Here is a 26487-nt window from a genome sequence, read left to right on the forward strand (position 1 = left end):
GAAGGACGAAAGTGTAGGAGAAGTACGTGAAGCATTGGTTTAAGAAAAGTGCATGGTTATTGGCAGGAAGCTTAATCTGCACACCCGCAGCCATCGCGAGTGATTTTAGTGCCAGCTTTAAAGGCACTGATATTCAAGAGTTTATTAATATTGTTGGTCGTAACCTAGAGAAGACGATCATCGTTGACCCTTCGGTGCGCGGAAAAATCGATGTACGCAGCTACGACGTACTCAATGAAGAGCAATATTACAGCTTCTTCCTAAACGTATTGGAAGTGTATGGCTACGCGGTTGTCGAAATGGACTCGGGTGTTCTTAAGATCATCAAGGCCAAGGATTCAAAAACATCGGCAATTCCAGTCGTTGGAGACAGTGATACGATCAAAGGCGACAACGTGGTGACACGTGTTGTGACGGTTCGTAATGTCTCGGTGCGTGAACTTTCTCCTCTGCTTCGTCAACTAAACGACAATGCAGGCGCGGGTAACGTTGTGCACTACGACCCAGCCAACATCATCCTTATTACAGGCCGAGCGGCGGTAGTAAACCGTTTAGCTGAAATCATCAAGCGTGTTGACCAAGCGGGTGATAAAGAGATTGAAGTCGTTGAGCTAAAGAATGCCTCTGCGGCAGAAATGGTACGTATTGTTGATGCGTTAAGCAAAACCACAGATGCTAAAAACACACCTGCCTTCCTACAACCTAAATTAGTTGCCGATGAACGTACCAATGCGATTCTTATCTCAGGTGACCCTAAGGTACGTAGCCGTTTAAGAAGGCTGATTGAACAGCTTGATGTTGAAATGGCAACCAAGGGCAATAACCAAGTTATTTACCTTAAATACGCAAAAGCAGAAGATCTAGTTGATGTGCTGAAAGGCGTGTCGGACAACCTACAATCAGAGAAGCAGACATCAACCAAAGGCAGTTCATCGCAGCGTAACCAAGTGATGATCTCAGCTCATAGTGACACCAACTCTTTAGTGATTACCGCACAGCCGGACATCATGAATGCGCTACAAGACGTGATCGCACAGCTGGATATTCGTCGTGCTCAAGTATTGATTGAAGCCTTAATTGTTGAAATGGCAGAAGGTGACGGTGTTAACCTGGGTGTGCAGTGGGGCAACCTAGAAACGGGTGCCATGATTCAGTACAGCAATACCGGTGCATCGATTGGCGGTGTGATGGTGGGTCTAGAAGAAGCAAAAGATAAAACGGTTGATCGAGTTGTAACTCCAAGTGATGGATCGAAACCCTATACGGTGAAAGAGACAGAAAAGGGTGACTATTCAACGTTAGCATCTGCTCTTTCTGGCGTTAATGGCGCCGCAATGAGTGTGGTGATGGGTGACTGGACCGCCTTGATCAGTGCAGTAGCGACCGATTCAAATTCAAATATCCTATCTTCTCCAAGTATCACCGTGATGGATAACGGCGAAGCGTCGTTCATTGTGGGTGAAGAGGTGCCTGTTTTAACTGGCTCGACCGCAGGCTCAAGTAACGATAACCCATTCCAAACGGTTGAACGTAAAGAAGTGGGTATCAAGCTAAAAGTCGTGCCACAAATCAATGAAGGTGACTCAGTTCAGCTGCAAATAGAACAAGAAGTATCGAACGTATTGGGCGCCAATGGTGCGGTTGATGTGCGTTTTGCTAAGCGTCAGCTAAATACGTCAGTGATTGTTCAAGACGGTCAAATGCTGGTGCTTGGTGGCTTGATTGACGAGCGAGCACTGGAAAGTGAATCTAAGGTGCCGTTCTTGGGTGATATCCCTGTTCTAGGACACCTGTTCAAATCAACCAGTACTCAGGTTGAAAAAAAGAACTTAATGGTCTTCATCAAACCAACCATTATTCGTGATGGTATGACAGCCGATGGTATCACTCAGCGTAAATACAACTTCATCCGTGCTGAGCAGTTGTACAAGGCTGAGCAAGGGCTGAAATTAATGGCAGATGATAACATCCCGGTATTGCCTAAATTTGGTGCCGACATGAATCACCCGGCTGAAATTCAAGCCTTCATCGATCAAATGGAACAAGAATAATGGCTGAATTGGTAGGGGCGGCACGTACTTATCAGCGCTTGCCGTTTAGCTTTGCGAATCGCTATAAGATGGTGTTGGAGTATCAACATCCAGAGCGCGCACCGATACTTTATTATGTTGAGCCACTGAAATCGGCGGCGATCATTGAAGTGAGTCGAGTGGTGAAAAATGGTTTCACGCCACAAGCGATTACTCTCGATGAGTTTGATAAAAAGCTGACCGATGCTTATCAGCGTGACTCGTCAGAAGCTCGTCAGCTAATGGAAGACATTGGTGCTGATAGTGATGATTTCTTCTCACTAGCGGAAGAACTACCTCAAGACGAAGACTTACTTGAATCAGAAGATGATGCACCAATCATCAAGTTAATCAATGCGATGCTGGGTGAGGCGATCAAAGAGGGTGCTTCGGATATACACATCGAAACCTTTGAAAAGTCACTTTGTATCCGTTTCCGAGTTGATGGTGTGCTGCGTGATGTTCTAGCGCCAAGCCGTAAACTGGCTCCGCTATTGGTTTCACGTGTCAAGGTTATGGCTAAACTGGATATTGCAGAAAAACGCGTGCCACAAGATGGCCGTATCTCTCTGCGTATCGGTGGTCGAGCGGTTGATGTTCGTGTCTCAACCATGCCTTCTTCGCACGGTGAGCGTGTGGTAATGCGTCTGTTGGACAAAAACGCCACTCGTCTAGACTTGCACAGCTTAGGTATGACAGCAGAGAACCACGAAAACTTCCGTAAGCTGATTCAGCGCCCACACGGCATTATCTTGGTGACCGGCCCGACAGGTTCAGGTAAATCGACGACCTTGTACGCAGGCCTGCAAGAACTCAACAGCAATGAACGAAACATTTTAACCGTTGAAGACCCGATCGAATTCGATATCGATGGCATTGGTCAAACACAAGTGAACCCTAAGGTTGATATGACCTTTGCGCGAGGCTTACGTGCCATTCTTCGTCAAGATCCTGATGTGGTCATGATTGGTGAGATCCGTGATTTGGAAACCGCAGAGATCGCTGTCCAAGCCTCTTTGACAGGTCACTTAGTTATGTCGACTCTGCATACCAATACTGCCGTCGGTGCGATTACACGTCTGCGTGATATGGGCATTGAACCTTTCTTGATCTCTTCTTCACTGCTGGGTGTTTTGGCTCAGCGCTTGGTTCGTACTTTATGTAACGAATGTAAAGAACCTTATGAAGCCGATAAAGAGCAGAAGAAACTGTTTGGGTTGAAGAAGAAAGAAAGCCTGACGCTTTACCATGCCAAAGGTTGTGAAGAGTGTGGCCATAAGGGTTATCGAGGTCGTACTGGTATTCATGAGCTGCTGATGATTGATGACTCAGTACAAGAGCTGATTCACAGTGAAGCGGGTGAGCAGGCGATTGATAAAGCAATTCGTGGCACAACACCAAGTATTCGAGATGATGGCTTGAGCAAAGTTCTGAAAGGGGTAACGTCCCTAGAAGAAGTGATGCGCGTGACCAAGGAAGTCTAGTATGGCGGCATTTGAATACAAAGCACTGGATGCCAAAGGCAAAAGTAAAAAAGGCTCAATTGAAGCAGATAATGCTCGTCAGGCTCGCCAAAGAATCAAAGAACTTGGCTTGATGCCGGTTGAGATGACCGAGGCTAAAGCAAAAACAGCAAAAGGTGCTCAGCCATCGACCAGCTTTAAACGTGGCATCAGTACGCCCGATCTTGCGCTTATTACTCGTCAAATATCAACGCTCGTGCAGTCTGGTATGCCGTTGGAAGAGTGCTTGAAAGCCGTTGCCGAACAGTCTGAAAAACCTCGTATTCGCACCATGCTACTCGCGGTGAGATCTAAGGTGACTGAAGGTTATTCGTTAGCAGACAGCTTGTCTGATTATCCCCATATCTTCGATGAGCTATTCAGAGCCATGGTCGCTGCTGGGGAAAAGTCAGGGCACCTAGATGCGGTATTGGAACGATTGGCTGACTACGCAGAAAACCGTCAGAAGATGCGTTCTAAGTTGCTGCAAGCGATGATCTACCCAATCGTGCTGGTGGTGTTTGCGGTGACGATTGTGTCGTTCCTACTGGCAACGGTAGTGCCTAAGATCGTTGAGCCTATTATCCAAATGGGACAAGAGCTTCCTCAGTCGACACAATTTTTATTAGCATCGAGTGAATTTATCCAGAATTGGGGCATCCAACTACTGGTGTTGACCATTGGTGTGATTGTGTTGGTTAAGACTGCGCTGAAAAAGCCGGGCGTTCGCATGAGCTGGGATCGCAAGTTATTGAGCATCCCGCTGATCGGCAAGATAGCGAAAGGGATCAACACCTCTCGCTTTGCACGAACACTTTCTATCTGTACCTCTAGTGCGATTCCTATCCTTGAAGGGATGAAGGTCGCGGTAGATGTGATGTCGAATCATCACGTGAAACAACAAGTATTACAGGCATCAGATAGCGTTAGAGAAGGGGCAAGCCTGCGTAAAGCGCTTGATCAAACCAAACTCTTTCCCCCGATGATGCTGCATATGATCGCCAGTGGTGAGCAGAGTGGCCAATTGGAACAGATGCTGACAAGAGCGGCAGATAACCAGGATCAAAGCTTTGAATCGACGGTTAATATCGCGTTAGGCATTTTTACCCCAGCGCTTATCGCGTTGATGGCTGGCTTAGTGCTGTTTATCGTGATGGCGACGCTGATGCCAATGCTTGAAATGAACAATTTAATGAGTGGTTAACCTGCTGCTCATCAGACGTTAGTTTTTGGATTATCGAGAAGAAGGACATCATTCCCCTTAACTCGCTATCTGTAATTTGGAGAAAATAATGAAAAATAAAATGAAAAAACAGTCAGGCTTTACCCTATTAGAAGTCATGGTTGTTGTCGTTATCCTTGGTGTTCTAGCAAGCTTTGTTGTACCTAACCTGTTGGGCAACAAAGAGAAGGCGGATCAACAAAAAGCCATCACTGATATCGTGGCGCTAGAGAACGCGCTCGACATGTACAAGCTGGATAACAGCGTTTACCCAACAACGGATCAAGGCCTTGACGGGTTGGTGACAAAGCCAAGCAGTCCAGAGCCTCGTAACTACCGAGACGGCGGTTACATCAAGCGTCTACCTAACGACCCATGGGGCAATGAGTACCAATACCTAAGCCCTGGCGATAACGGCACAATTGATATCTTCACTCTTGGCGCAGATGGTCAAGAAGGTGGTGAAGGTATTGCTGCGGATATTGGCAACTGGAACATGCAGGACTTCCAATAAGCTTCGGCTTGTCGTCGGTTGATACGTTCCTGTTGTTTGATTCGTTATTGTTGCTTGATACGTTATTGATGGTAGTACGCAAAAAATGGAGTCTACAAGGTGAAAACTAAGCAAACACAGCCAGGTTTCACCTTGATTGAGATTCTTTTGGTGTTGGTATTACTGTCAGTATCGGCGGTCGCGGTGATCTCGACCATCCCTACCAATAGCAAAGATGTTGCTAAAAAATACGCTCAAAGCTTTTATCAGCGAATTCAGCTACTCAATGAAGAGGCTATTTTGAGTGGCTTAGATTTTGGTGTTCGTGTTGATGAAAAGAAATCGACCTACGTTCTGATGACGTTGAAGTCTGATGGCTGGCAAGAAACTGAGTTCGAAAAGATCCCTTCTTCAACTGAATTACCGGAAGAATTGGCACTATCGCTGACATTAGGTGGTGGCGCGTGGGAAGACGATGATCGTCTTTTTAATCCGGGAAGCTTGTTTGATGAAGATATGTTTGCGGATCTTGAAGAGGAAAAAAAGCCCAAGCCACCTCAGATATACATTTTGTCGAGTGCTGAAATGACGCCATTTGTATTGTCGTTTTATCCAAATACCGGAGACACCATACAAGATGGTTGGCGTATTCGAGTGTTGGATAATGGTGTGATTCGACTGCTAGAGCCGGGAGAAGAAGATGAAGAGGAATAACCGTTCTTCTTATCGTTCTCGAGGAATGACTCTGCTTGAAGTATTAGTTGCGCTCGCTATCTTCGCTACGGCGGCGATCAGTGTGATTCGTGCTGTCACCCAACACATTAATACCCTCAGTTATTTAGAAGAAAAAACCTTCGCGGCGATGGTTGTTGATAACCAGATGGCCTTAGTCATGCTGCATCCTGAGAAGCTTAAAAAAGCGCAGGGCACGCAAGAGTTAGCAGGAAGAGAGTGGTTCTGGAAGGTGACTCCCATCGATACCAGCGATAATTTATTAAAGGCGTTTGATGTGAGTGCGGCAACCAGTAAGAAAGCTTCTCCAGTGGTCACGGTGCGCAGCTATGTGGTCAATTAAAAGCGTGTGGTTAAGTAAAATCGTGTCGTTAGCGAAGAGCAAGTCGCTAAGTAAAAGCATGTCGGCAAATAAGCATACGCCGCGTAAACAAGGTATATCTTCAAAAGGGAGAGGCTTTACTTTAATCGAAGTTTTGGTCTCGATTGCCATCTTTTCCACGTTAAGCATGGCGGCTTATCAGGTGGTAAATCAGGTCCAACGAAGCAACGAACTCTCTATTGAGCGCAGTGCTCGTTTAAATCAACTGCAACGCAGTTTAGTCATTTTAGATAATGATTTTCGCCAGATGGCGGTACGACAATTTCGTACCAATGGTGAAGAAGCATCATCTAAGCTGATCCTAATGAAAGAGTATTTACTGGATTCCGACAGTGTTGGCATCATGTTTACTCGCCTTGGTTGGCACAACCCACAGCAGCAGTTCCCTCGCGGAGAAGTCACCAAAGTAGGCTACCGCATAAAAGAGGAAACGCTTGAGCGTGTATGGTGGCGTTACCCCGATACACCTGCCGGCCAACAAGGTGTGATTACTCCTCTGCTTGATGATGTTGAGAACCTGGAGTTCGAGTTTTATGACGGAAGCCGCTGGGGCAAAGAGTGGCAAACCGATAAATCCCTGCCGAAAGCGGTGAGGCTCAAGCTGACACTGAAAGACTATGGTGAGATAGAACGTGTTTATCTCACTCCAGGTGGCACCCTAGATCAGGCCGATGATTCTTCAAGTAATGACTCTTCAGGCAGTAGTGAGGGGAATAATGACTCATCGAACTAATAAGCGTATAGCGACAAGGTCAGCCTTGGGACGTAAACAACGTGGTGTCGCGCTGATCATTATTCTGATGCTATTGGCGATCATGGCCACTATTGCTGGCAGCATGTCTGAACGTCTGTTTACGCAATTCAAGCGCGTTGGCAATCAACTGAATTACCAACAGGCTTACTGGTATAGCATTGGTGTAGAAGCGCTTGTCCAAGACGGTATTAGGCAAAGTTATAAAGATAGTGATACGGTGAACTTAAGCCAGACATGGGCGTTAGAAGAGCAGGTATACCCATTGGATTATGGCCAAGTTAAAGGGCGTATCGTTGATGCGCAGGCTTGTTTCAATCTTAATGCGCTCGCTGGGATTACGACGACATCAAGTAACCAAACCCCTTATTTAGTGAAGGTTTGGCAAACCTTACTGGAAAACCAAGATGTGGAGCCTTATCAGGCTGAGGTTATCGCAAATTCAAGTTGGGAATTTCTGGACTCTGATACTCGAGCCACCTCTTCGACGGGTGTAGAAGACAGCACTTATGAGGCGATGAAGCCAGCTTATTTGGCGGCGAATGGCTTAATAGCGGATGAATCAGAGCTGCGAGCCGTTTATCAGGTCTCTGGTGAGGCAATGGAAAAGGTACATCCATTTATTTGCGCTTTGCCCACTGATGATTTCCGATTAAACGTGAATACCATCTCGGAAAAGCAGGCATCTTTACTGGAAGCAATGTTTGCACCCGGTCTAAGTGAATCGGACGCCAAACAGCTGATAGACAAGCGCCCATTTGATGGCTGGGATTCGGTGGATGCGTTTATGGCTGAGCCTGCTATTGTTGGTGTGAGTGCTGAAGTCAGCAAACAAGCGAAAGCATATTTAACTGTAGATAGCGCCTATTTTGAGCTAGATGCAGAGGTATTAGTTGAGCAGTCTCGTGTACGTATACGAACGCTTTTCTATAGTAGTAATAGAGAAACAGTGACGGTAGTACGCCGTCGTTTTGGAGGAATCCGTGAGCGAGTTTCTGACCGTTCGACTGAGTAGCGAACCACAAAGCCCAGTGCAGTGGTTGGTTTGGTCGACAAGCCAACAAGAAGTGATAGCAAGTGGTGAGCTGTCTCGCTGGGATCAGCTTGATGAGTTAACGCCTTACGCTGAAAAGCGTAGCTGTATCGCTTTATTGCCGGGAAATGAGTGCTTAATTAAGCGTGTTGAAATTCCGAAAGGTGCTGCTCGCCAGTTCGACTCTATGCTGCCATTTTTGTTAGAAGACGAAGTGGCACAAGATATCGAAGACTTACATCTAACCATTTTAGATAAAGATGCAACGCACGCTACTGTGTGTGGTGTAGATCGCGAGTGGTTAAAACAAGCTTTAGACCAGTTTCGCAAAGCTAATATTATTTTCCGTAAGGTGCTACCAGATACACTAGCCGTGCCTGTTGAAGATCAAGGCATCAGTGCATTGCAAATCGACCAGCATTGGCTATTACGTCAAGGTCATTATCAAGCGGTATCGATCAGCAAAGCATGGTTACCGATGTTTTTGCAAAGTGATTGGGTTGTAGCTGACGACGAAGAACAACCTACGACTATCTTCAGCTACACCACAATGCCGAGCGACGATGTACAGCAGCAAAGCGGTATGGAATGGCAAGCCAAGCCTGCGGAATTGGTGATGTCTTTGCTGAGTCAACAAGCGATCACAAGCGGCGTAAATTTACTGACGGGCACCTTTAAAACCAAATCTTCTTTCAGTAAATATTGGCGTGTATGGCAGAAGGTGGCGATTGCTGCTTGCTTGCTGGTGGCCGTGATTGTGACTCAGCAAGTGTTGAAGGTGCAGCAATACGAAGCACAAGCACAAGCCTATCGCATGGAGAGTGAGCGTATCTTTAGAGCCGTTCTGCCAGGTAAACAACGAATTCCGACAGTAAGCTACCTTAAGCGTCAGATGAATGATGAAGCTAAGAAATACGGTGGCTCAGGCGATGGTGACTCCTTACTTGGTTGGTTAGCATTGCTGCCAGAAACGTTAGGACAAGTGAAATCGATCGAAGTCGAAAGTATTCGCTATGATGGCAATCGTTCTGAAGTTCGATTACAAGCTAAAAGCGCTGATTTTCAACATTTTGAAACGGCGAAAGTGAAACTTGAAGAGAAGTTTTCCGTTGAACAAGGGCCATTGAACCGTAATGGCGATGCCGTATTTGGCAGTTTTACCCTTAAGCCCCGTCAGTAACTGCGCAAGGAGATCTGTGATGAGAAATATAATTGAACCACTCCAAGCGTGGTGGACTTCAATAAGTCAAAGAGAGCAACGATTAGTCGTTGGTTGCTCAATTTTATTGGTAGTAGGTATCATTTATTGGGGGCTAATACAGCCCCTCAGTCAGCGAGCTGAACTGGCACAGAGTCGCATTCAAAGTGAAAAGCAACTACTGGCTTGGGTTACCAATAAAGCCAATGAGGTGGTTGAACTAAGAGGCAATGGTGGCATTAGTGCTAGTCAGCCTTTGAATCAATCCGTGCCTGCATCTATGCGTCGTTTCAAGATTGAATTGATACGAGTGCAACCACGTGGCGAGATGCTGCAAGTGTGGATTAAACCTTTGCCATTTAATCAATTTGTTGATTGGCTGACATACCTGAGAGAAAAGCAGGGTGTTGAGGTTGAGTTTATGGATATTGATCGCTCTGATAGCCTTGGGGTTATTGACGTCAACCGACTACAGTTTAAATGAGGTTAATGTGAAACGCGGTTTATCTTTTAAGTATGGTTTGTTATTTAGCAGCATCTTTATCGTTTTTTTCTCGGTAAGTTTGTTGCTGCACTTGCCGGCTTCTTTTGTTCTCAAACATGCGCCCGTTGTACGTGGTTTAAGCATTGAAGGTGTTGAGGGCACGGTTTGGCAAGGTCGCGCTAACAATATTGCGTGGCAGCGTGTCAATTACGGCTCAGTGCAGTGGGACTTCCAGTTCTCTAAACTATTCCAAGCCAAAGCAGAACTTGCAATTCGCTTTGGTCGTAACAGCGACATGAACTTATCTGGTAAAGGGCTTATCGGGTATAGCATGAGCGGTGCTTACACGGAAAACTTAGTGGCATCAATGCCAGCTAGCAACGTGATGAAGTATGCGCCAGCGATACCTGTGCCAGTGTCTATTGCAGGACAAGTTGAACTGACTATCAAACATGCGGTTCATGCTCAACCTTGGTGCCAATCGGGTGAAGGTACGCTTGCTTGGTCGGGCGCTGCGGTTGATTCTCCGGTTGGCTCGTTAGATTTTGGCCCTGTGATTGCTGACATCAGTTGTGAAAACAGCACTGTTTCAGCGAAAGGTAATCAGAAGAGTGCTCAAGTTGATAGTGAGTTTTCTGCGAGCGTAACGCCAAATCAAAGCTACACCTCGGCCGCATGGTTTAAGCCGGGCGCTGAATTCCCACCTGCGATGCAGAGTCAGCTTAAGTGGTTGGGCAACCCTGACAGCCAAGGTAAGTACCAATTTACTTATCAAGGCCGTTTTTAGCTAAATAGCTAAGGGTTACTAAACGACGAAATATAAATAAAACGGGCACCTCAGTGAGGTGCCCGTTTTATTTTTTCTGAGAATCTAGAGGATATCTGACGGTTAAAGAGAGCAAGTAAGCCTAGTCTTTACCTTGTAAGATTTCTGCCCACGGTAAGTCAGCATCACCAAGCACAATGAAGTTCGGGTTCTCAAGCGTCTCTCTTTCATTGTACGAAAGCGGCTCTAACTGGGTACTTAAGATTCGTCCGCCAGCTTCTTCAACAATGCACTGGGTTGCTGCGGTATCCCACTCTCCGGTTGGTCCAATACGTAGATAACAGTCCACAGCACCTTCTGCGACTAAACATGCCTTAAGCGCAGCAGAGCCAAGAGGAACTAAGTCGTAGTTCCAAGCAGAGCTCATACGGTTAGTGATTCGATTGATGTCTTGGCGACGGCTGATTGCCATCGCGATCGATTGGTTTGGTAGCTCGTGACGATGCGTTTTGATTTTAACGCTGTCATTAAGGTCTGGAATTTTCCATGCACCTTTACCACTGTAAGCGTAATAACTCACACCTGAAACAGGTGCGTATACCACGCCCATTACTGGCTTGTTGTGTTCGATTAGGGCAATAATTGTCGCGAAATCGCCACTTCGTGCGATGAACTCCTGTGTACCGTCCAGCGGGTCAACCAACCAGTAGCGATCCCATTGAGAACGTTGCTCTAGGCTGATATCAGCGGCTTCTTCCGATAACACCGGAATATCAGGTGTCAGTTCGCTAAGTTTTTTCGAGATCAGTTTATGAGCGGCGAGATCAGCACTAGTGACGGGCGTATCATCACTCTTGGTAAACTCTTCGTAATCTTTTTTCTCGTAGATCTCTAAGATCAGTTGCCCAGCAGAGCGAGCAATCTCAATGACAGAGGGCAGCAGGTGAGACAAATCTTTTGTTATTGGCATAAATATTCTCTTACTCTTCGAGTGATTCTGACTGTTTTAATTATTGTTTAATACGCGAAGGGCTAATAGTAGGGCGGTAATACTGCGAGCCTCACAGAAGTCGAGATGCGTTAACAGTTCTTCGGCTTGAGCAAGTGGCCAGCGCACAATGTCTAGTGGCTCTGGTTCATCACCTTCTAGCTTCTCTGGATAGAGCTCTTCTGCGATAAACAGCGTCATTTTGCTAGAGAAATAAGAGGGGGCGAGAATCACTTCTTTTAGAGGAGTAAGCTTGTTGGCACCAAAGCCAATCTCTTCTTTTAGTTCACGAACCGCGGCTTGATTTGGTTGTTCGCCTGGATCAATTAGACCTTTTGGGAAGCCGAGTTCATAGCGCTCTGTACCCGCAGCGTATTCACGCACTAACAGAATATCGCCTTGTTCAGTAATCGGAACCATCATGACTGCGTTTCGACCGCTGGGCTTCATACGTTCGTAAGTGCGCTCTTCACCGTTTGAAAAGCGTAAATCGAGAGACTCGATAGAGAACAGTTTTGATTGAGCGACAGTTTGCTGAGCCAAAATTTCTGGTTTGGTCCTTTTTGTCATTGCGCTCACTCCTTAACTCATTGGAATTCTTTCTTATAAAGTCATTCTAATATAGGGGAAATGACGGTGAGTTCCTAGATCCTAGCTTTCATATCCTAGAATTATTGGAGCAGGAACCGATTGTGATCACTTGAATACCTTACTGCAAATGGTAACGCCCCACTATTATTGGCATTGAACGAGAAATAGACGGTTCGGAAGTGCTCTGCTGTTTTAAACATAAAAAAAGGTTGATGCTTGCGCATCAACCTTTTGATTGAATCTTTAACTTTCTACTGGCTAAGACTTCATGAGTACTTAGTCGTAGGAGCACTTAGTTGTGCCTAGTAGTAAGGGTGATTAGTAGTAAGAGTGCTCACCGCGGTCGTGTTCAGTTGCATCACGAACGGCTGTCAGTTCACCTTCGAATTGTTGAAGAAGTTCTTTCTCGATGCCTTCTTTTAGCGTTACATCAACCATAGAACAACCGTTACAACCACCGCCGAATGCAACGATAGCAGCACCTTCTTCAGTGATCTCTACTAGGCTAACGTGACCGCCGTGGCCAGCAAGCTGTGGGTTCACTTGGGTTTGGATTGCATACTCAACACGCTCTATCAGAGTTGCGTCGTCTGATACTTTACGCATTTTAGCGTTTGGTGCTTTAAGCGTTAGTTGAGATCCCATTTTGTCAGTCACGAAGTCAATCTCAGCTTCGTCTAGGAATGGTAGGCTTAACTCATCTACGTATGCCGAGAAAGCGTCGAAAGAAAGCTTAGTGTCAGACGCTTCGATAGCATCTGTTGGGCAGTAAGAAACACCACACTCAGCGTTTTGTGTGCCTGGGTTTACCACGAACACACGAATGTTTGTACCTTCAGGCTGCTGTGACAGCAGATTGGCAAAGTGAGTTTGAGCTGTTTCTGTAATAGTAATATTTGACACGACGAATACCTGAGTAGATTTGTAGGTTATTAGCGCCATTCTACTCCTGTCAGACTTGTAATTCAGCCCTTTTTTGTTGGATTGCTGTACAAGTAGTGATTCACAGCTTTTATCCAGAGGGCTCAGGAGTGCGGCAGATGCAGTAAATATCAATCCTTTTCACACCTACTTCAAGTAGTAATTGGCATAATTGATACACAGTACTGCCGGTGGTTACAACATCATCAATTATCGCGACGTGAGAGGGGATGTTTTCTTGAACGTCTTGTTTTCGCAGCGTAAAAGCATTCTTTAGATTGTGTAATCGTGCGGATTTAGTCAGTCCTTGCTGAGAAGCGGTTGAGCGAATTCGACGGAACAGCACCTCATCTTTAACGCCAAGTTCTTGAGCTGTGTAATTAGCCAGCAGCTGACTTTGATTAAAGCCACGATGAATATATCGACGCCAATGTAGAGGGACACTGGTGATCAGCGGAGCAGGGTGCTCGATACGTGAAGCCAATAGCTTTGACAGATCGCGTGCAAACCAAAATTTATCGGCGTATTTCATCTGTTGGATATAACGTGCCGTTGGGAAGGTGTAGTCCCCAACGCAATAGAGACGATGCCAAGGTGGAGGTTGAGATAAGCACTGTCCGCACTGATCTACTGTGATCAGTGTTTTTAAGCCACATCGTTGGCAGCGAGGAACTGGCTCAAAGAGATTAAGACAAGAATTGCACCATCTAGGGTGATCATCGTCGGCAAGCTTATCTAGCTTACACAGGTGGCATTGAGGTGTGACCAGACGCGGTGTGTGTTTTTGTAGCCAATCGGATAACATAGCTCGTGATGCTTTTGGGTTAGGGTGTTCCTTTTACTCACAATACTGAAAAGCACGGATTATCGCTGATGGAAAAAGTAGGGAATATCGAGAATGAGTGACACGTTATATTGGCATGTTTCTGGGCAAGGGCCTGATTTAGTGTTGGTTCACGGCTGGGGAATGAACGGTGCGGTATGGCAACAAACCGTTGATGCATTACAAGCTGATTTTCGAGTGCATGTTGTTGACCTTCCTGGGTATGGACACAGTTCTCGTTGCCACGCTCAAGATCTTGAAGAGATAGCTCAGCAACTGTTGGCCGAAGCTCCAAAGCAGGCTATTTGGGTCGGTTGGTCACTGGGTGGCTTGGTCGCAACACACATGGCTTTGCATCACTCAGATTACGTAAGCAAATTGGTGACTGTTGCCAGTTCTCCTAAATTCGCTGCGGCTAAAGAACCCGTGTTATGGCGAGGCATTCAGCCAAACGTATTAAGCGCATTTACCGAACAGCTGGTTGAAGATTTCCAAACCACCATTGAGCGCTTTATGGCACTGCAAGCCATGGGCAGCCCTTCTGCAAGGCAAGATGTAAAACAACTCAAGCAAGCGGTACTGTCTCGTCCGCTTCCGAATCCTGATTCTTTGTTAGCGGGTTTGAAAATGTTGTCAGACGTTGACCTCCGTGAGCAACTGCCGCAGATCTCTGTGCCTATGCTGCGTTTGTACGGGCGACTGGATGGATTGGTGCCAATCAAAGTAGCAAAAGATCTGGGTAGCGCGCTGCCTCATACCGAACAATATATCTTCACGCAGTCTTCACATGCCCCGTTTATGACAGAAGCCGATGCCTTTTGCAGTGAACTAGTTAGCTTCGCGCAAAAATAATCGCTAAATTTATCGCTGGCTTGGTCGATATATAACCTAACCAACATGTTGCATGACACTCAGACCTAACTCTCTCCAGAGTTGATTGCGGTAAGTTGGGCTATGCCTGTTGTGCTTACTCGGCACAACAGTGTTATGGCAACAGTGATGGGCGATTCTTGAGGAGAGTTCGCGATGATTGTGTCACCTGCAACTGCAGTAAGTGTGCCACTAATCGCCCCGTCCGTTAATGTGCAAACAGAGCAAGTTGCGCGTGATAATAGAGTCCGAGAACCTGTTGCTCCCGCAGTAGCATTGGCGAGAACCAATGCAGAGCGTAAGGTAAAATCAGACGATAAACGAAGGCAGCAGTCGGCTTGGGATCCTTCAGACCATCCAGGTTATGAAATGGAGAACGAGTCAGAGGCCAATTCGGTTAGCCATGAAAAGCCACAAGATCCTTTTGACAGGCTGTTCAGCTTATTGGCTCTGAGAACATACAGTGCTGATCAAGGAAAGGGCTATACCATGCGTTTCCGCCTGCCAAAGCATGTTTTAGATGCGGCGATTCAGGAGGGACAGATGGAGAAACGACGTAAGGTCATAAAGTATCATTATGGTCATGCTGTTGCGCCTCATGCTCCGTCAGAGATGTTAGTCGTATTATAGTTATACTCTTCATACTTGAAGCTGTAGCGTTGTTAACTGCGTAAGTTCACCGGAACGCCGGCCGCCCTAAGCACATAGAACCTCTATGCTCATAGGGATGAACTTCATTCCTTTGTAAGGAAAAGGTTGCCTAGCTGCAACCCCAATTATTTTGAGTATAAACACGAAGAATACAACTAAGTTTCGATGTCTTTTTTGAACACATAATAAAAAAACCTGCATACCCTAAGGGATGCAGGTTTTCTGTTTTAAGTACATCCGTTTTGCAGACGAGCTAACGGATTACTTTTTCGCTTTAGCGAAGGCAGCTGCGAAAGCACCACCCATTGCGGCATTTTGTTGTGGCTCTTCACGACGGCGTTGGCCACCTTGTGAATTTTGATTTGAGCGGTTTTGCGTACGAGGTGCACTTGAACGTTGAGCACGGTTGTCTTGTCCCGGCTCGTCCTTCATACGCATGCTGAGTGCAATACGTTTACGCTGAACATCCACCTCCATCACCTTCACTTTCACGATGTCGCCCGCTTTAACCACTTCACGTGGGTCAGAGACAAAGCGATCGGTGAGCGCTGAAATGTGTACTAGGCCATCTTGGTGAACACCAATATCCACGAAGGCACCAAAGTTGGCCACGTTCGACACCACGCCTTCTAGAATCATGCCTGGTTCTAGGTCTGAAACGCTGTTTACGCCATCTGCGAAGGTTGCCGTCTTGAACTCAGGGCGAGGGTCGCGTCCCGGCTTATCCAGCTCCTTGATGATGTCGGTGACCGTTGGTACACCAAAGTTTTCATTGGTGTAATCAACCGCGTGTAAACTACGTAAGAAGTCGGTGTTACCCACCAGAGATTTGATGTCTTTTTGGTTTTTCTCTGCGATAGTTTTCACTACTGGGTAAGCTTCTGGGTGAACCGATGATGCATCTAACGGGTTCTTACCATCCATAATACGTAGGAAACCAGCACACTGTTCAAAGGCTTTTGGCCCCAAGCGAGCGACTTTCTTCAGCGTAGTACGTGCTTCGAAGCGACCATTCTCATCACGGAAATCCACGATGTTTTGAGCGATGGTGCTAGAAAGGCCAGCTACGCGAGTCAGTAGCGCAGCCGAAGCGGTATTCACATCAACACCAACCGCGTTTACACAGTCTTCGACAATCGCATCTAGGCGCTTAGCAAGCATAGTTTGGCTCACATCGTGTTGGTATTGGCCCACACCAATCGATTTAGGATCAATCTTCACCAGCTCCGCCAGTGGATCTTGTAGACGACGAGCGATAGATACTGCACCACGGATCGATACGTCCATGTTCGGGAATTCTTTCGCCGCTAGCTCAGACGCTGAATAAACTGAAGCACCTGCTTCGCTAACAATAATTTTTTGCGCTTTTAGGTTGCCGCGCTTAATCACATCAGCCACGAAGCTGTCGGTTTCGCGTGAAGCCGTGCCGTTACCAATCGCAATCAAATCAACATTGAACTGGCGAACCATCTGCTCAACAACGTGTGCTGACTTGTCGTATTGCTTTTGCGGTGGGTGAGGGTAAATAGTCTCTGTCGCTAGAACTTTACCTGTTGAGTCCACAACAGCGATTTTCGAACCGGTACGTAAACCTGGATCCAAGCCCAATGTTGCTCGAGGGCCAGCAGGCGCAGCCATTAGCAGATCTTTAAGGTTGGTGGCGAATACTTCAATCGCTTCGATCTCTGCTCGTTCTTTCATCGCGCCCATCAACTCAGTTTCCATGTGCATAGAAACCTTGATGCGCCATGCCCAGCTAATCACTTGTTTACGCCATGCATCCGCAGGAGCGCTGCTTAGGGTAATACCGTAGTGATCAGAGATGATGTTCTCGCAGTATGAACCACGTACACCTTCTTCTTGCTCTGGGTCTGCGTTCATTGCCAGTGTTAGGAAGCCTTCATTTCGGCCACGCAGCATTGCAAGGGCACGGTGAGACGGTACTTTGCTAAGCGCTTCGTTGTGCTCGAAGTAGTCTTTGAACTTCTCACCTTCGTTCTCTTTGCCAGCCACAACACGAGCACCAAGCTCTGCGTTGCGGTTCAGGTGTTGGCGAATCTTTTCAAGCAGGTTTGCGTCTTCCGCAATGCGCTCCATCACGATTGCACGTGCCCCATCGAGTGCGGCTTTAGTATCAGCAATGCCTTTATCGCTGCTGATGAAGTTAGCTGCTTCGGTTTCAGGATCGTGCTGTGGTTCATTCCAAAGTGTATCGGCAAGTGGCTCTAAGCCTGCTTCGATTGCGATTTGACCTTTGGTACGACGCTTTGGTTTGTATGGCAGGTATAAATCTTCAAGGCGCGTCTTGCTGTCGGCTTGAGTGATATCACGCTCCAGTTCTGGCGTGAGCTTGCCTTGATCTTGAATCGATTTCAGGATCGTTTGGCGACGATCGTCTAGCTCGCGAAGGTATGAAAGGCGACTATCAAGGTTACGTAGTTGGGTATCGTCTAAGCCACCCGTGACTTCTTTACGGTAGCGGGCAATAAAGGGAACGGTGTTACCGTCGTCAATTAGGTTTACTGCGGCGGTGACTTGCTCTGAACGAACATTCAGTTCTTCAGCAATCAGTCGACAGATAGCTTGGCTCATCCGATGAATCTCTTATTTAATATCATGATAAATACATGGGGGTGAGCGTACGCTTTTTCTAGCTTTGGCTGTGTAATTATCCTGTCAGAAGTCCAATTTCCGTTTCTGATACCCACTTTGTGCGAGATCTCTCACACGTGGTGTGCGACTAAGTCACTTTAAATCGATGAAATCGTCTTAAAATAAATCTAAGTTGCTGATTCTATTTGGTTATGTGTTTGTGGGCGTATTTCTCACCTGAAATGTTTTTTGGGACTGTCTAGGAAACTCGCCCAAATACCGTAATATTTAACTTGTCGACAGGGAGTTGGCAGGAACAGGAAAAAGCCTAATGGACTAGGTATCTTCAGGATGAAGATTTGATTACTTAGGATGAGTGGTCAGCAAGGAAGTGATAATCTCTGGATGAGATTCGCCAGTCAGGATGACAGGCTAGAATGGACACCGCTAGGATGGCGATGAACAAAAAGGAAATTGGTTAAAGGATTTAGCCACTATCAAGGAAAGATGCAGGGAGCACCTTATCTCGAAGAGATAAACAGTAGCCGGATTGCTGCGATAGAGACTTAACCCCGCTAGGCGAAAGCCTAGCGGGGTTTTCTTTTATCTGGAGTTTGGGTTTGCTGAACACTCAGCTCATCACTAAGTGTTTATTAAGTTTGGTTATTCGTTGTCTGCGTAGCGAATCGAGTTAATGAACCACTCTTTGTCGCCTTCCGGTGTTTTTACCGTAAACTCATCATCCACTTCTTTCTTCAGCAGAGCTCTAGCCATTGGTGAGTCGATAGATATATAGCCTTTAGCATCGCCATAGATCTCCTCTGGGCCGACAATTCGAAACTTCTTAATTTCCCCCTCATCATTCTCAATTTCGACCCAAGCCCCGAAAAATACCTTACCTTCTTGTTGTGGCGAGTAATCAACGATCGTGACATCAGGTAGGAACTTTCTTAAGAAACGTACTCGGCGATCGATCTGACGAAGTAAACGCTTATTGAAGGTGTAATCTGCGTTTTCTGAACGATCTCCAAGGCTTGCAGCCCAAGTGACTATCTTAGTAATTTCAGGACGCTTCTCGTGCCATAAGTGGTCATGCTCTGCTTTGAGCTTGTTATAACCTTCTCGGGTGATAAGTTTGGTTTTCATAAATCTGACTTAATGAAATGATGATCTAAGATAGAATATATAGAAAGGCAACATACGTTAACAATTATTTAGGCGACTTTTTCTCCAATAATGTTACATTTTTAATGTATTGAACTCATTAGACTGTGCCCAAAAGCTTATAACCCAATAAGCGATTAATAGGTGGAACCATTACATGCAAGAAAACTACAAAATTTTAGTGGTCGATGACGATGCTCGTTTACGTGCACTGTTAGAACGCTATCTGTCAGAGCAAGGCTTTCAAGTGCGTAGCGTGGCAAACAGTGAGCAAATGGACCGCCTGTTAACCCGTGAAAACTTTCACTTGATGGTATTGGACTTGATGTTGCCGGGTGAAGATGGTCTATCGATCTGTCGTCGTCTAAGAAACGCAAACAACTCGCTGCCTATCTTGATGCTGACGGCAAAGGGTGATGAAGTGGATCGTATTGTGGGTTTGGAAGTGGGTGCCGATGATTACCTACCAAAACCATTCAACCCACGTGAACTGCTGGCTCGCATTAAAGCGGTACTGCGTCGCCAAGTGATTGAAGCACCGGGCGCACCAAGCACAGAAGAGTCTGTGGTTGAGTTTGGTGAGTTCAGATTGAACCTAGGTACGCGTGAAATGTTCCGTGGTGAAGAGCCAATGCCGCTTACTTCAGGCGAATTTGCGGTACTTAAGTCGCTAGTGACTAACGCGCGTGAGCCAATGTCTCGCGATAAGCTGATGAACATGGCTCGTGGTCGTGAGTATTCAGCAATGGAACGTTCTATCGATGTTCAGATTTCACGTCTGCGTCGTCTCGTGGAAGAAGATCCAAGTAAACCTCGCTACATCCAAACGGTGTGGGGCTTAGGTTATGTATTCGTTCCAGATGGCAAAGCTGTGTAATCTAGTTTTGCTAGTTCTGTGATTCAGAATTCTTTATTTACGGGTCATCTCATTAATATGTGATGGCCCGTTTTGTATTCAGTACAGTGGTTTAAAGCTATAGTTCCCACTCTATCCCTTTATCATCTCTCACTTTAGGTCTCCTATGCGCATACGTAGCTCCTTTACTCAGTCGATAGTGCTCTTCTTAACCTTACTGGTTGCTAGCCAAGTTTTTTCTTATTACGCCGTGTTCAACTATGCCTTGATGCCGAGTTTGCAGCAGTTCAATAAGATTCTGGCTCACGAGTTAAACCTCGTATTGGATCAAGGCAGCGATATCGAAATCGATGCGCCACTGCGCCAGCGTGTGCTTGAGCAACTCGGGGTGACCGTTCACGCCAAAGACAGCGAAGCATCGGGTGAGTATTACCATGCGATGTCGATTGACCTAATGAGTGAGGAAATGACCAAAGAGATCGGTTCTGAAACCGAAGTACGATTGGTTTTGGGTAAAGAGAGTTACGTGTTGTGGATGGATATCGCACAGTTGCCGAATTCATTGATTCGAATTCCGCTGTCTGAGCTGCAAGAAGAAGATTTTGCGCCGCTATTTCGCAATAGCTTGATCATGGCGATGTTGATTGTCGCTGGTGGCTGGCTGTTTATCCGTTTGCAAAATCGGCCGTTGATCGCGTTAGAGAAAGCGGCGCAAGGGGTGGGGCGTGGCGATATTCCACCGCCCTTATCTGTGCAAGGTGCACAAGAGATTCGCTCGGTAACTCGAGCCTTTAATCAGATGTCGAAAGGCATTCAAGAGCTCGAAGAAGACCGTGCTTTGCTGATGGCGGGTATCAGTCATGACCTGCGTACACCACTCACGCGTATTCGCTTAGCGACCGAGATGATGTCGCCAGAAGACAGCTATCTAGCGGAAGGGATCATCAGTGATACTGAAGAGTGTAATGAGATCATCAGTCAGTTTATGGATTACCTAAAGCCAGTTGACCGATACTCATTCCAAGCGGTATTTGTCGATGATATTGCACGCGAGGTCTCCAGCTCTGAAGGTGGCTATGAGGTCCAGATTGAAACTGATATTCCAGAAACTATGAAACCTGCGTTAGGTAACCCGATCGCGATGAAGCGTGCAGTGAGTAACTTGGTGGTTAATGCGCTACGTTATGGCAATGGCTGGGTCAAAGTATCGACAGGCATGACAGCAGATAACAAGCTCGCTTGGGTGACGGTAGAAGATAATGGTCCGGGTATTCCACAAGACCAGATCGGGAAGCTGTTTGAACCCTTCACGCGCGGTGATACCGCTCGTGGTAGTGAAGGGACAGGTTTAGGCTTGGCGATCGTGAAACGTATTGTCAGCCAACACCAAGGTGCAGTGGTGGTGAATAACCGCAGTGAAGGTGGCTTGAAGGCGCAGATCAGTTTCCCTGTGAAACCCTAGTTATCATCGGTCTGTTTTATGGTGACGGGTTTGGTTCGGGGAGCTGTTAAGAGATCCTCGACTCGGTCACTCTTCCCTCTCGGGGAATCTCGCTCTTGCTTGATGAAAGTAACGCACACTAAAAAGGCTTCCTTGAGGGAAGCCTTTTTACGTTTGGAATGCGGTTTCAGCGTTAACTAAGCCTTAGAGTAAACATCGCGCTCACCCAGCCAGCGGTTGATGATTGCCTTAGCGTTGTCTGGGTAGCTATCGTGGATATGACGCGCGATACGCTGCACTTCAGGTATCAAACGCTGGTCACGGACTAAGTCGGCAATCTTAAAATCAGCCAAGCCTGTCTGCTTGGTACCAAGTAGTTCACCGGGGCCACGAATCTCTAAATCACGCTGAGCAATAACAAAGCCATCGTTACTTTCACGAAGTACCCCTAAGCGCTTCTGAGCGGTTTTAGATAGTGGGGAGTGGTACAACAGTACACAATGGCTTGCGACCGAACCACGCCCAACACGGCCACGCAGTTGGTGCAGTTGCGCTAGACCAAGACGCTCTGGGTTCTCGATGATCATTAAGCTTGAATTCGGTACATCTACACCGACTTCAATCACGGTTGTAGCAACTAACAGGTGCAGTTTGTTCTCTTTGAATTCCTGCATCACCGCTTGTTTCTCTGCGGGTTTCATTCGGCCATGAACCAAACCAATTTTTACGTCGGGCAGTTTGCGTTGCAGCTCTTCTGCCGTATCCGCTGCAGCTTGAGCTTCCAGTACTTCTGATTCATCGATCAACGTACACACCCAGTAAGCTTGTTTGCCTTCATTGAGACACGCATTTTTCACACGTTCAACAATGTCATCGCGCTTGGTATCAGGAATCGCCACGGTTTGAATTGGGGTTCGCCCCGGTGGTAACTCATCAATAATCGAGGTTTCAAGGTCGGCATAGGCCGTCATCGCAAGCGTTCGTGGAATTGGCGTAGCAGTCATCACCAACTGATGAGGGTAATAACCTTGCTTCGCGCCTTTTTCACGCAGCTCTAGTCGCTGGTGGACTCCAAATCGGTGTTGCTCATCAATGATCACTAAACCAAGATTTTTGAATTCGACATGCTCTTGGAATAGCGCATGAGTACCGACCACCATTTGCGCTTCGCCGCTGGCAATTCGTGTTAGTTCAGTTTCACGAGCTTTGCCTTTGAGCTTACCTGCTAGCCACCCAACTTGAATACCCATTGCCTCAAACCAGTTGGCAAAGTTAATCGCGTGTTGTTCCGCGAGTAGTTCAGTTGGTGCCATCAGTGCTACTTGTTGACCGTGTTCGAGTGCGCGAACCGCCGCCAGTGCAGCGACTAAGGTTTTTCCAGAGCCCACATCACCTTGCACTAAACGCATCATAGGGTGCGGCTTTTCCAAGTCAGCTTCGATCTCTTTGGTCACTCGTGCTTGGGCATTGGTTGGTGAAAACGGCAGCTGAGCCAGTAGCTTATCTTTAAGAGTGTTTACTGGAGGAAAAGGCATTGCCTTGTCTTGCTGCCCTTTGCTACGAACAGACAACATAGACAGGTTTTGAGCCAGTAACTCTTCCATAATTAGGCGCAGTTGCGCAGGGTGTTTACCTTCATCAAACAGCTCTAGGTCAATGCCCGGGGGCGGCCTGTGAATGGTATGCAGTGCTTGTGCGAGGGTAATTTGGTGGTCGTATAGACCAGACGGTAGCAGCTCATTGACGGCTGCTTTATCGATTAACTCTAGAGCTTGGTCTGTGAGGTTACGTAGCGTGACTTGTCTTAGCCCTTCAGTGGTTGGATACACCGGAGTCAGATTCGCTTCAACGTCTGGTTGCTGCCTAGGAGCAAAGAATTTGTAATCCGGATGGACAATCTCAAGCCCCATATTGCCGCGCTTGATCTCACCATAAGCATGCACTTGTTTGCCTTCGGCAAAGTTATTCTTCATTCCTGCAGTAAAGTTGAAAAAGCGCAGCGTAATCGTGCCGTTACCGTCGCTGATCTTTACTGCGAGCATCTTACGTTTACCGAAAATGGTATCAACATGCATCACCTTGCCTTGCACAGCAGCCCACAGCCCGGCATGCAGCTTTACGATGGGATAGATACGAGTTCTATCTTCATAGCGCAAAGGCAGATGAAATAACAGGTCTTGTACATTGTTAAGCCCAACCTTTTCCAGTTTCTCTGCGACTTTTGCGCCGACTCCAGATAAAGAGTTGAGAGGGATAGCAGATAAAAGCTGTGACATAACAAGGCTCATAAACGTAAGAGAGATAATCTATTCAAGCATTTTACTGGATTTTTGTACAGGCATGAATAGCATGAAGCTAGGGGAACTCTAGAATCGCAGCCACAAAAAAATCCCCTTAAGCGATAAAACATTAAGGGGATTTCAATTCTTAGCAAAGTTGCCAATAAATTCGAACGTTAGTTCTTACGACGTCTTACTTTGAGCGCGTGTGGCATCACACGTAGCTTCTTCATAATGCTCGCTAAATGAACACGATCTTTCGTGGTCAACAAGATAGTCACTGTGTACAAGCGTCCGTCACGTTCTTCGGTTGAAATACCGTGAATGTTCGAGCCGGTTTTCGAGATAACGTTAGTTAGCTCAGCCAGCGCACCTTGATGGTTCTGTAATTCGACCTGAAGTTCAGCAGTGAACTCTTGGTTGTAATCGTCAGACCATTCAACCGCCATGTATTTATCCGGTTCTTTCTGGTAACCACGAACGTTTGGACACGATTCACGGTGCACCACAAGACCACGACCTGGAGATACATGAGCAATAATGTGATCATCTGGAATCGGGTGACAACAGTTGGCGAACGTCAGTAATAGGCCTTCAGCACCACGGATAGGTAATTTCTTCCTAGGCGTATCGCTGTTGTTTGCCACTTCAGTCAGTTCGTCAGCATCGCCCAATAAACGACGAGCAATAACGATACTCATCAGCTCACCAAGACCAATCGATGCTAGCAAGTCTTCAATGTTATCGAGACGTAGATCAGACAATACATGTTCGATATTCTCTTGACCGACATCGGCAATAGAGTGTTCACCAAGTGCATGGTTCAGTAGGCGACGGCCAAGGGTAATCGACTCTTCACGACGCATCGTTTTCAGGACCTGACGGATCTTCGTACGCGCACGTGAGGTCACTACGTAGTTGAGCCATGCTGCATTCGGACGTGCGCCCGGAGCACTGATGATCTCAATAGTTTGGCCATTCTTCAGCGATTTGCTGAGTGGGTAAGGGTTCATGTCTACACGAGCACCTACACACATGTTGCCGACGTCGGTATGCACCGCGTAAGCAAAATCGACTGCTGTTGCGCCTGCTGGAAGTTCGACAATGCGACCTTTCGGCGTGAATACGAAGATCTCATCTGGGAACAGGTCAGATTTAACGTTTTCAATGAATTCGAATGAGTTACCTGCACTTTGTTGTAGCTCAAGTAAGCTCTGCATCCAACGTTGGGCTTTAACCTGCGCGGTTGTGCCGTTACTGCTACGCGAGCCATTACCTTTGTAAGACCAGTGCGCCGCGACACCTTTATCTGCCATCTGCTCCATATCTTCGGTACGGATTTGGACCTCAACTGGCACCCCGTGAGGGCCGATCATTGACGTGTGCAGAGATTGGTAGCCGTTGGCTTTTGGTACCGCAATATAGTCTTTCATGCGGCCAGGACGAGGCTTGTACAGACTGTGGGCCTGACCAAGTACGCGATAACAAGTATCAGGTGTTTCAACTACGACGCGGAAAGCGTAGATGTCCATAATGGTGTGGAAGCGCTGCTCTTTGGTTTTCATCTTGTTATAGATGGAGAACAGATTCTTTTCACGACCAAGTACGCGAGCAGGCAAACCGACTTCTTCAAGGCGGCCTTCGATTTCGCTATGGATACGTTGGATCATCTCCTTACGGTTACCACGCGCAGCTTTCACTACGTTTTTAAGTACGCGATAACGGTTAGGATAAAGGGCTTCGAAGCCCAACTCTTCTAATTCTGTCTTGATGTTATGAATACCAAGACGGTGAGCTAGCGGAGAATAAATTTCAAGAGTTTCACGAGCAATACGACGCTTCTTATCAGGGCGAAGTGCCCCAAGCGTACGCATGTTGTGAGTACGGTCAGCTAATTTGATCAAGATAACGCGGATGTCTTGCACCATAGCGAGAACCATCTTACGGAAGTTCTCTGCTTGCGCTTCTTTGCGATCACGAAATTTAAGCTTATCCAGCTTAGATACACCATCAACCAGTTCAGCAACGGTATTGCCGAATTGAGCTTCTAGCTCCTCTTTTGTAACTTCAGTATCTTCAATTACATCGTGGAGTAGGGCAGCTTGCAGAGTTTCGATATCCAGACGCATTTCTGCCAGGATTCTTGAAACTGCTACAGGGTGAATAATGTATGGTTCACCCGTTGAACGGGTTTGCCCTTCATGGGCGTCTCTCGCTACCACATAAGATTGACGCAGAGCCTCAACTTGAGGCTCTGTTAGGTATTCTTGGGCAACGTCTTTGAGGCTATCGAATAGATACAAATTAAAGGCCCGGAAGGTTAATTAGTTCGAATGACGTTGATTCTATTAGCGAGTGTGAGCGATGCTACTTACTGCTGCAAGTTCAGCCGCTTCTTGCTCTTGTTGCTCTTGACGCTCACGAGCATCTAGTACGTCTTTAGTGATAAGACCTTCTTCGATTTCGCGAAGAGCGATAACCGTTGGCTTATCGTTTTCTTCAGGCACTAGTGAATCTTTGCCGCCAGTTTGCATTTGACGTGCGCGGCGAGCCGCAATAAGAACTAGGTCGAAACGGTTGCCAACTTTTTCAACAGCGTCTTGAACAGTTACGCGTGCCATGAGGACTCCAAATAGTAATTAACTAATAAATTTTTGATGACGAGAAAGTATACAAGTT

Annotated in this window: 24 protein-coding genes; 15 read left to right on the plus strand and 9 right to left on the minus strand. The window is 46.7% G+C overall.

Annotation, left to right across the window (positions count from 1 at the left end; genetic code table 11):
• The first annotated feature begins 26 nt into the window (after positions 1–26).
• The 11 genes from gspD (at position 27) to AB4407_RS18005 (ending at position 10653) form a co-directional block, all read left to right on the plus strand.
• On the plus strand, positions 27–2051 hold the full coding sequence (gene gspD / locus AB4407_RS17955; RefSeq protein WP_280604601.1) for a type II secretion system secretin GspD: 2025 nt from the start codon (positions 27–29) through the stop codon (positions 2049–2051).
• Positions 2051–3553: a type II secretion system ATPase GspE gene (gene gspE / locus AB4407_RS17960; RefSeq protein ID WP_004735599.1), complete on the plus strand. Its 1503-nt coding sequence runs from the start codon at positions 2051–2053 to the stop codon at positions 3551–3553. The genes gspD and gspE overlap by 1 nt, the downstream gene beginning before the upstream one ends.
• Position 3554: 1 nt before the next feature.
• On the plus strand, positions 3555–4775 hold the full coding sequence (gene gspF / locus AB4407_RS17965; protein ID WP_004735600.1) for a type II secretion system inner membrane protein GspF: 1221 nt from the start codon (positions 3555–3557) through the stop codon (positions 4773–4775).
• 88 nt (positions 4776–4863) lie between these two features.
• On the plus strand, positions 4864–5307 hold the full coding sequence (gene gspG, locus AB4407_RS17970; protein WP_004735601.1) for a type II secretion system major pseudopilin GspG: 444 nt from the start codon (positions 4864–4866) through the stop codon (positions 5305–5307).
• Between the two features lie 99 nt (positions 5308–5406).
• Positions 5407–6000: a type II secretion system minor pseudopilin GspH gene (gene gspH / locus AB4407_RS17975; RefSeq protein WP_065682029.1), complete on the plus strand. Its 594-nt coding sequence runs from the start codon at positions 5407–5409 to the stop codon at positions 5998–6000.
• Positions 5987–6361, plus strand: coding sequence for a type II secretion system minor pseudopilin GspI (gene gspI / locus AB4407_RS17980; RefSeq protein WP_372121515.1), 375 nt, complete (start codon positions 5987–5989; stop codon positions 6359–6361). Before gspH ends, gspI begins: the two co-directional genes overlap by 14 nt.
• The gene (gene gspJ, locus AB4407_RS17985) at positions 6348–7133 is read left to right on the plus strand and encodes a type II secretion system minor pseudopilin GspJ (RefSeq protein WP_372121516.1); all 786 of its coding nucleotides are present in this window, start codon (positions 6348–6350) and stop codon (positions 7131–7133) included. Before gspI ends, gspJ begins: the two co-directional genes overlap by 14 nt.
• Positions 7117–8166 carry a type II secretion system minor pseudopilin GspK gene (gspK, locus tag AB4407_RS17990; RefSeq protein ID WP_372121517.1) on the plus strand — a complete coding sequence of 350 codons (1050 nt, stop codon included), beginning with the start codon at positions 7117–7119 and terminating at the stop codon, positions 8164–8166. Before gspJ ends, gspK begins: the two co-directional genes overlap by 17 nt.
• Positions 8135–9364 (plus strand): type II secretion system protein GspL, encoded by a 1230-nt coding sequence (gspL, locus tag AB4407_RS17995; RefSeq protein ID WP_372121518.1) that lies wholly within the window; start codon positions 8135–8137, stop codon positions 9362–9364. Before gspK ends, gspL begins: the two co-directional genes overlap by 32 nt.
• Positions 9365–9383: 19 nt before the next feature.
• Positions 9384–9866, plus strand: a complete 483-nt coding sequence (locus tag AB4407_RS18000) for a type II secretion system protein M (protein ID WP_372121519.1) — start codon at positions 9384–9386, stop codon at positions 9864–9866.
• A 7-nt stretch (positions 9867–9873) separates the two neighbouring features.
• Positions 9874–10653 (plus strand): type II secretion system protein N, encoded by a 780-nt coding sequence (locus tag AB4407_RS18005; RefSeq protein ID WP_102257549.1) that lies wholly within the window; start codon positions 9874–9876, stop codon positions 10651–10653.
• A 121-nt stretch (positions 10654–10774) separates the two neighbouring features.
• On the opposite strand, the gene cysQ is transcribed toward AB4407_RS18005, so the two are convergent.
• The 4 genes from cysQ to AB4407_RS18025 all read right to left on the minus strand — a co-directional run bounded on the left by cysQ (position 10775) and on the right by AB4407_RS18025 (position 13937).
• Positions 10775–11602: a 3'(2'),5'-bisphosphate nucleotidase CysQ gene (gene cysQ / locus AB4407_RS18010; RefSeq protein ID WP_009848015.1), complete on the minus strand. Its 828-nt coding sequence runs from the start codon at positions 11600–11602 to the stop codon at positions 10775–10777.
• Between the two features lie 36 nt (positions 11603–11638).
• Positions 11639–12190, minus strand: a complete 552-nt coding sequence (gene nudE, locus AB4407_RS18015) for an ADP compounds hydrolase NudE (RefSeq protein WP_017094150.1) — start codon at positions 12188–12190, stop codon at positions 11639–11641.
• Between the two features lie 339 nt (positions 12191–12529).
• Complete coding sequence (gene nfuA, locus AB4407_RS18020) at positions 12530–13114, minus strand: Fe-S biogenesis protein NfuA (RefSeq protein ID WP_004735612.1); 585 nt, start codon at positions 13112–13114, stop codon at positions 12530–12532.
• Positions 13115–13223: 109 nt separating this feature from the next.
• The gene (locus AB4407_RS18025; protein WP_372121520.1) at positions 13224–13937 is read right to left on the minus strand and encodes a ComF family protein; all 714 of its coding nucleotides are present in this window, start codon (positions 13935–13937) and stop codon (positions 13224–13226) included.
• A gap of 93 nt (positions 13938–14030) precedes the next feature.
• Here AB4407_RS18025 and bioH point away from each other — a divergent pair, with 93 nt between their 5' ends.
• Together bioH and AB4407_RS18035 are read left to right on the plus strand one after the other, a co-directional pair.
• A complete protein-coding gene (gene bioH, locus AB4407_RS18030) occupies positions 14031–14807 on the plus strand; it encodes a pimeloyl-ACP methyl ester esterase BioH (protein ID WP_372121521.1) in 777 nt (258 codons plus the stop codon).
• Positions 14808–14981: 174 nt separating this feature from the next.
• Positions 14982–15455, plus strand: coding sequence for a hypothetical protein (locus AB4407_RS18035; RefSeq protein WP_009848010.1), 474 nt, complete (start codon positions 14982–14984; stop codon positions 15453–15455).
• Between the two features lie 282 nt (positions 15456–15737).
• Here AB4407_RS18035 and AB4407_RS18040 read toward each other — a convergent pair whose 3' ends face one another.
• Together AB4407_RS18040 and greB are read right to left on the minus strand one after the other, a co-directional pair.
• On the minus strand, positions 15738–18068 hold the full coding sequence (locus tag AB4407_RS18040; RefSeq protein WP_372121522.1) for a Tex family protein: 2331 nt from the start codon (positions 18066–18068) through the stop codon (positions 15738–15740).
• Positions 18069–18731: 663 nt separating this feature from the next.
• A complete protein-coding gene (gene greB / locus AB4407_RS18045) occupies positions 18732–19214 on the minus strand; it encodes a transcription elongation factor GreB (RefSeq protein WP_239829138.1) in 483 nt (160 codons plus the stop codon).
• Positions 19215–19389: 175 nt separating this feature from the next.
• On the opposite strand from greB, the gene ompR reads away from it, so the two are divergent.
• Positions 19390–20109 carry a two-component system response regulator OmpR gene (ompR, locus tag AB4407_RS18050; protein WP_008218409.1) on the plus strand — a complete coding sequence of 240 codons (720 nt, stop codon included), beginning with the start codon at positions 19390–19392 and terminating at the stop codon, positions 20107–20109.
• A 145-nt stretch (positions 20110–20254) separates the two neighbouring features.
• Complete coding sequence (envZ, locus tag AB4407_RS18055) at positions 20255–21550, plus strand: two-component system sensor histidine kinase EnvZ (protein ID WP_372121523.1); 1296 nt, start codon at positions 20255–20257, stop codon at positions 21548–21550.
• A gap of 176 nt (positions 21551–21726) precedes the next feature.
• On the opposite strand, the gene recG is transcribed toward envZ, so the two are convergent.
• The 3 genes from recG to rpoZ form a co-directional block, all read right to left on the minus strand.
• Entirely contained in the window at positions 21727–23805 is a 2079-nt protein-coding gene (gene recG, locus AB4407_RS18060) for an ATP-dependent DNA helicase RecG (RefSeq protein WP_102249009.1), read from the minus strand.
• Between the two features lie 179 nt (positions 23806–23984).
• Positions 23985–26111, minus strand: a complete 2127-nt coding sequence (gene spoT, locus AB4407_RS18065) for a bifunctional GTP diphosphokinase/guanosine-3',5'-bis pyrophosphate 3'-pyrophosphohydrolase (RefSeq protein WP_372121524.1) — start codon at positions 26109–26111, stop codon at positions 23985–23987.
• A 45-nt stretch (positions 26112–26156) separates the two neighbouring features.
• Positions 26157–26429 (minus strand): DNA-directed RNA polymerase subunit omega, encoded by a 273-nt coding sequence (gene rpoZ / locus AB4407_RS18070; protein WP_009848003.1) that lies wholly within the window; start codon positions 26427–26429, stop codon positions 26157–26159.
• Between the last annotated feature and the right edge of the window lie 58 nt (positions 26430–26487).

The sequence above is a fragment of the Vibrio sp. 10N.261.46.E11 genome (assembly GCF_041472735.1).
Classification (GTDB): domain Bacteria; phylum Pseudomonadota; class Gammaproteobacteria; order Enterobacterales; family Vibrionaceae; genus Vibrio.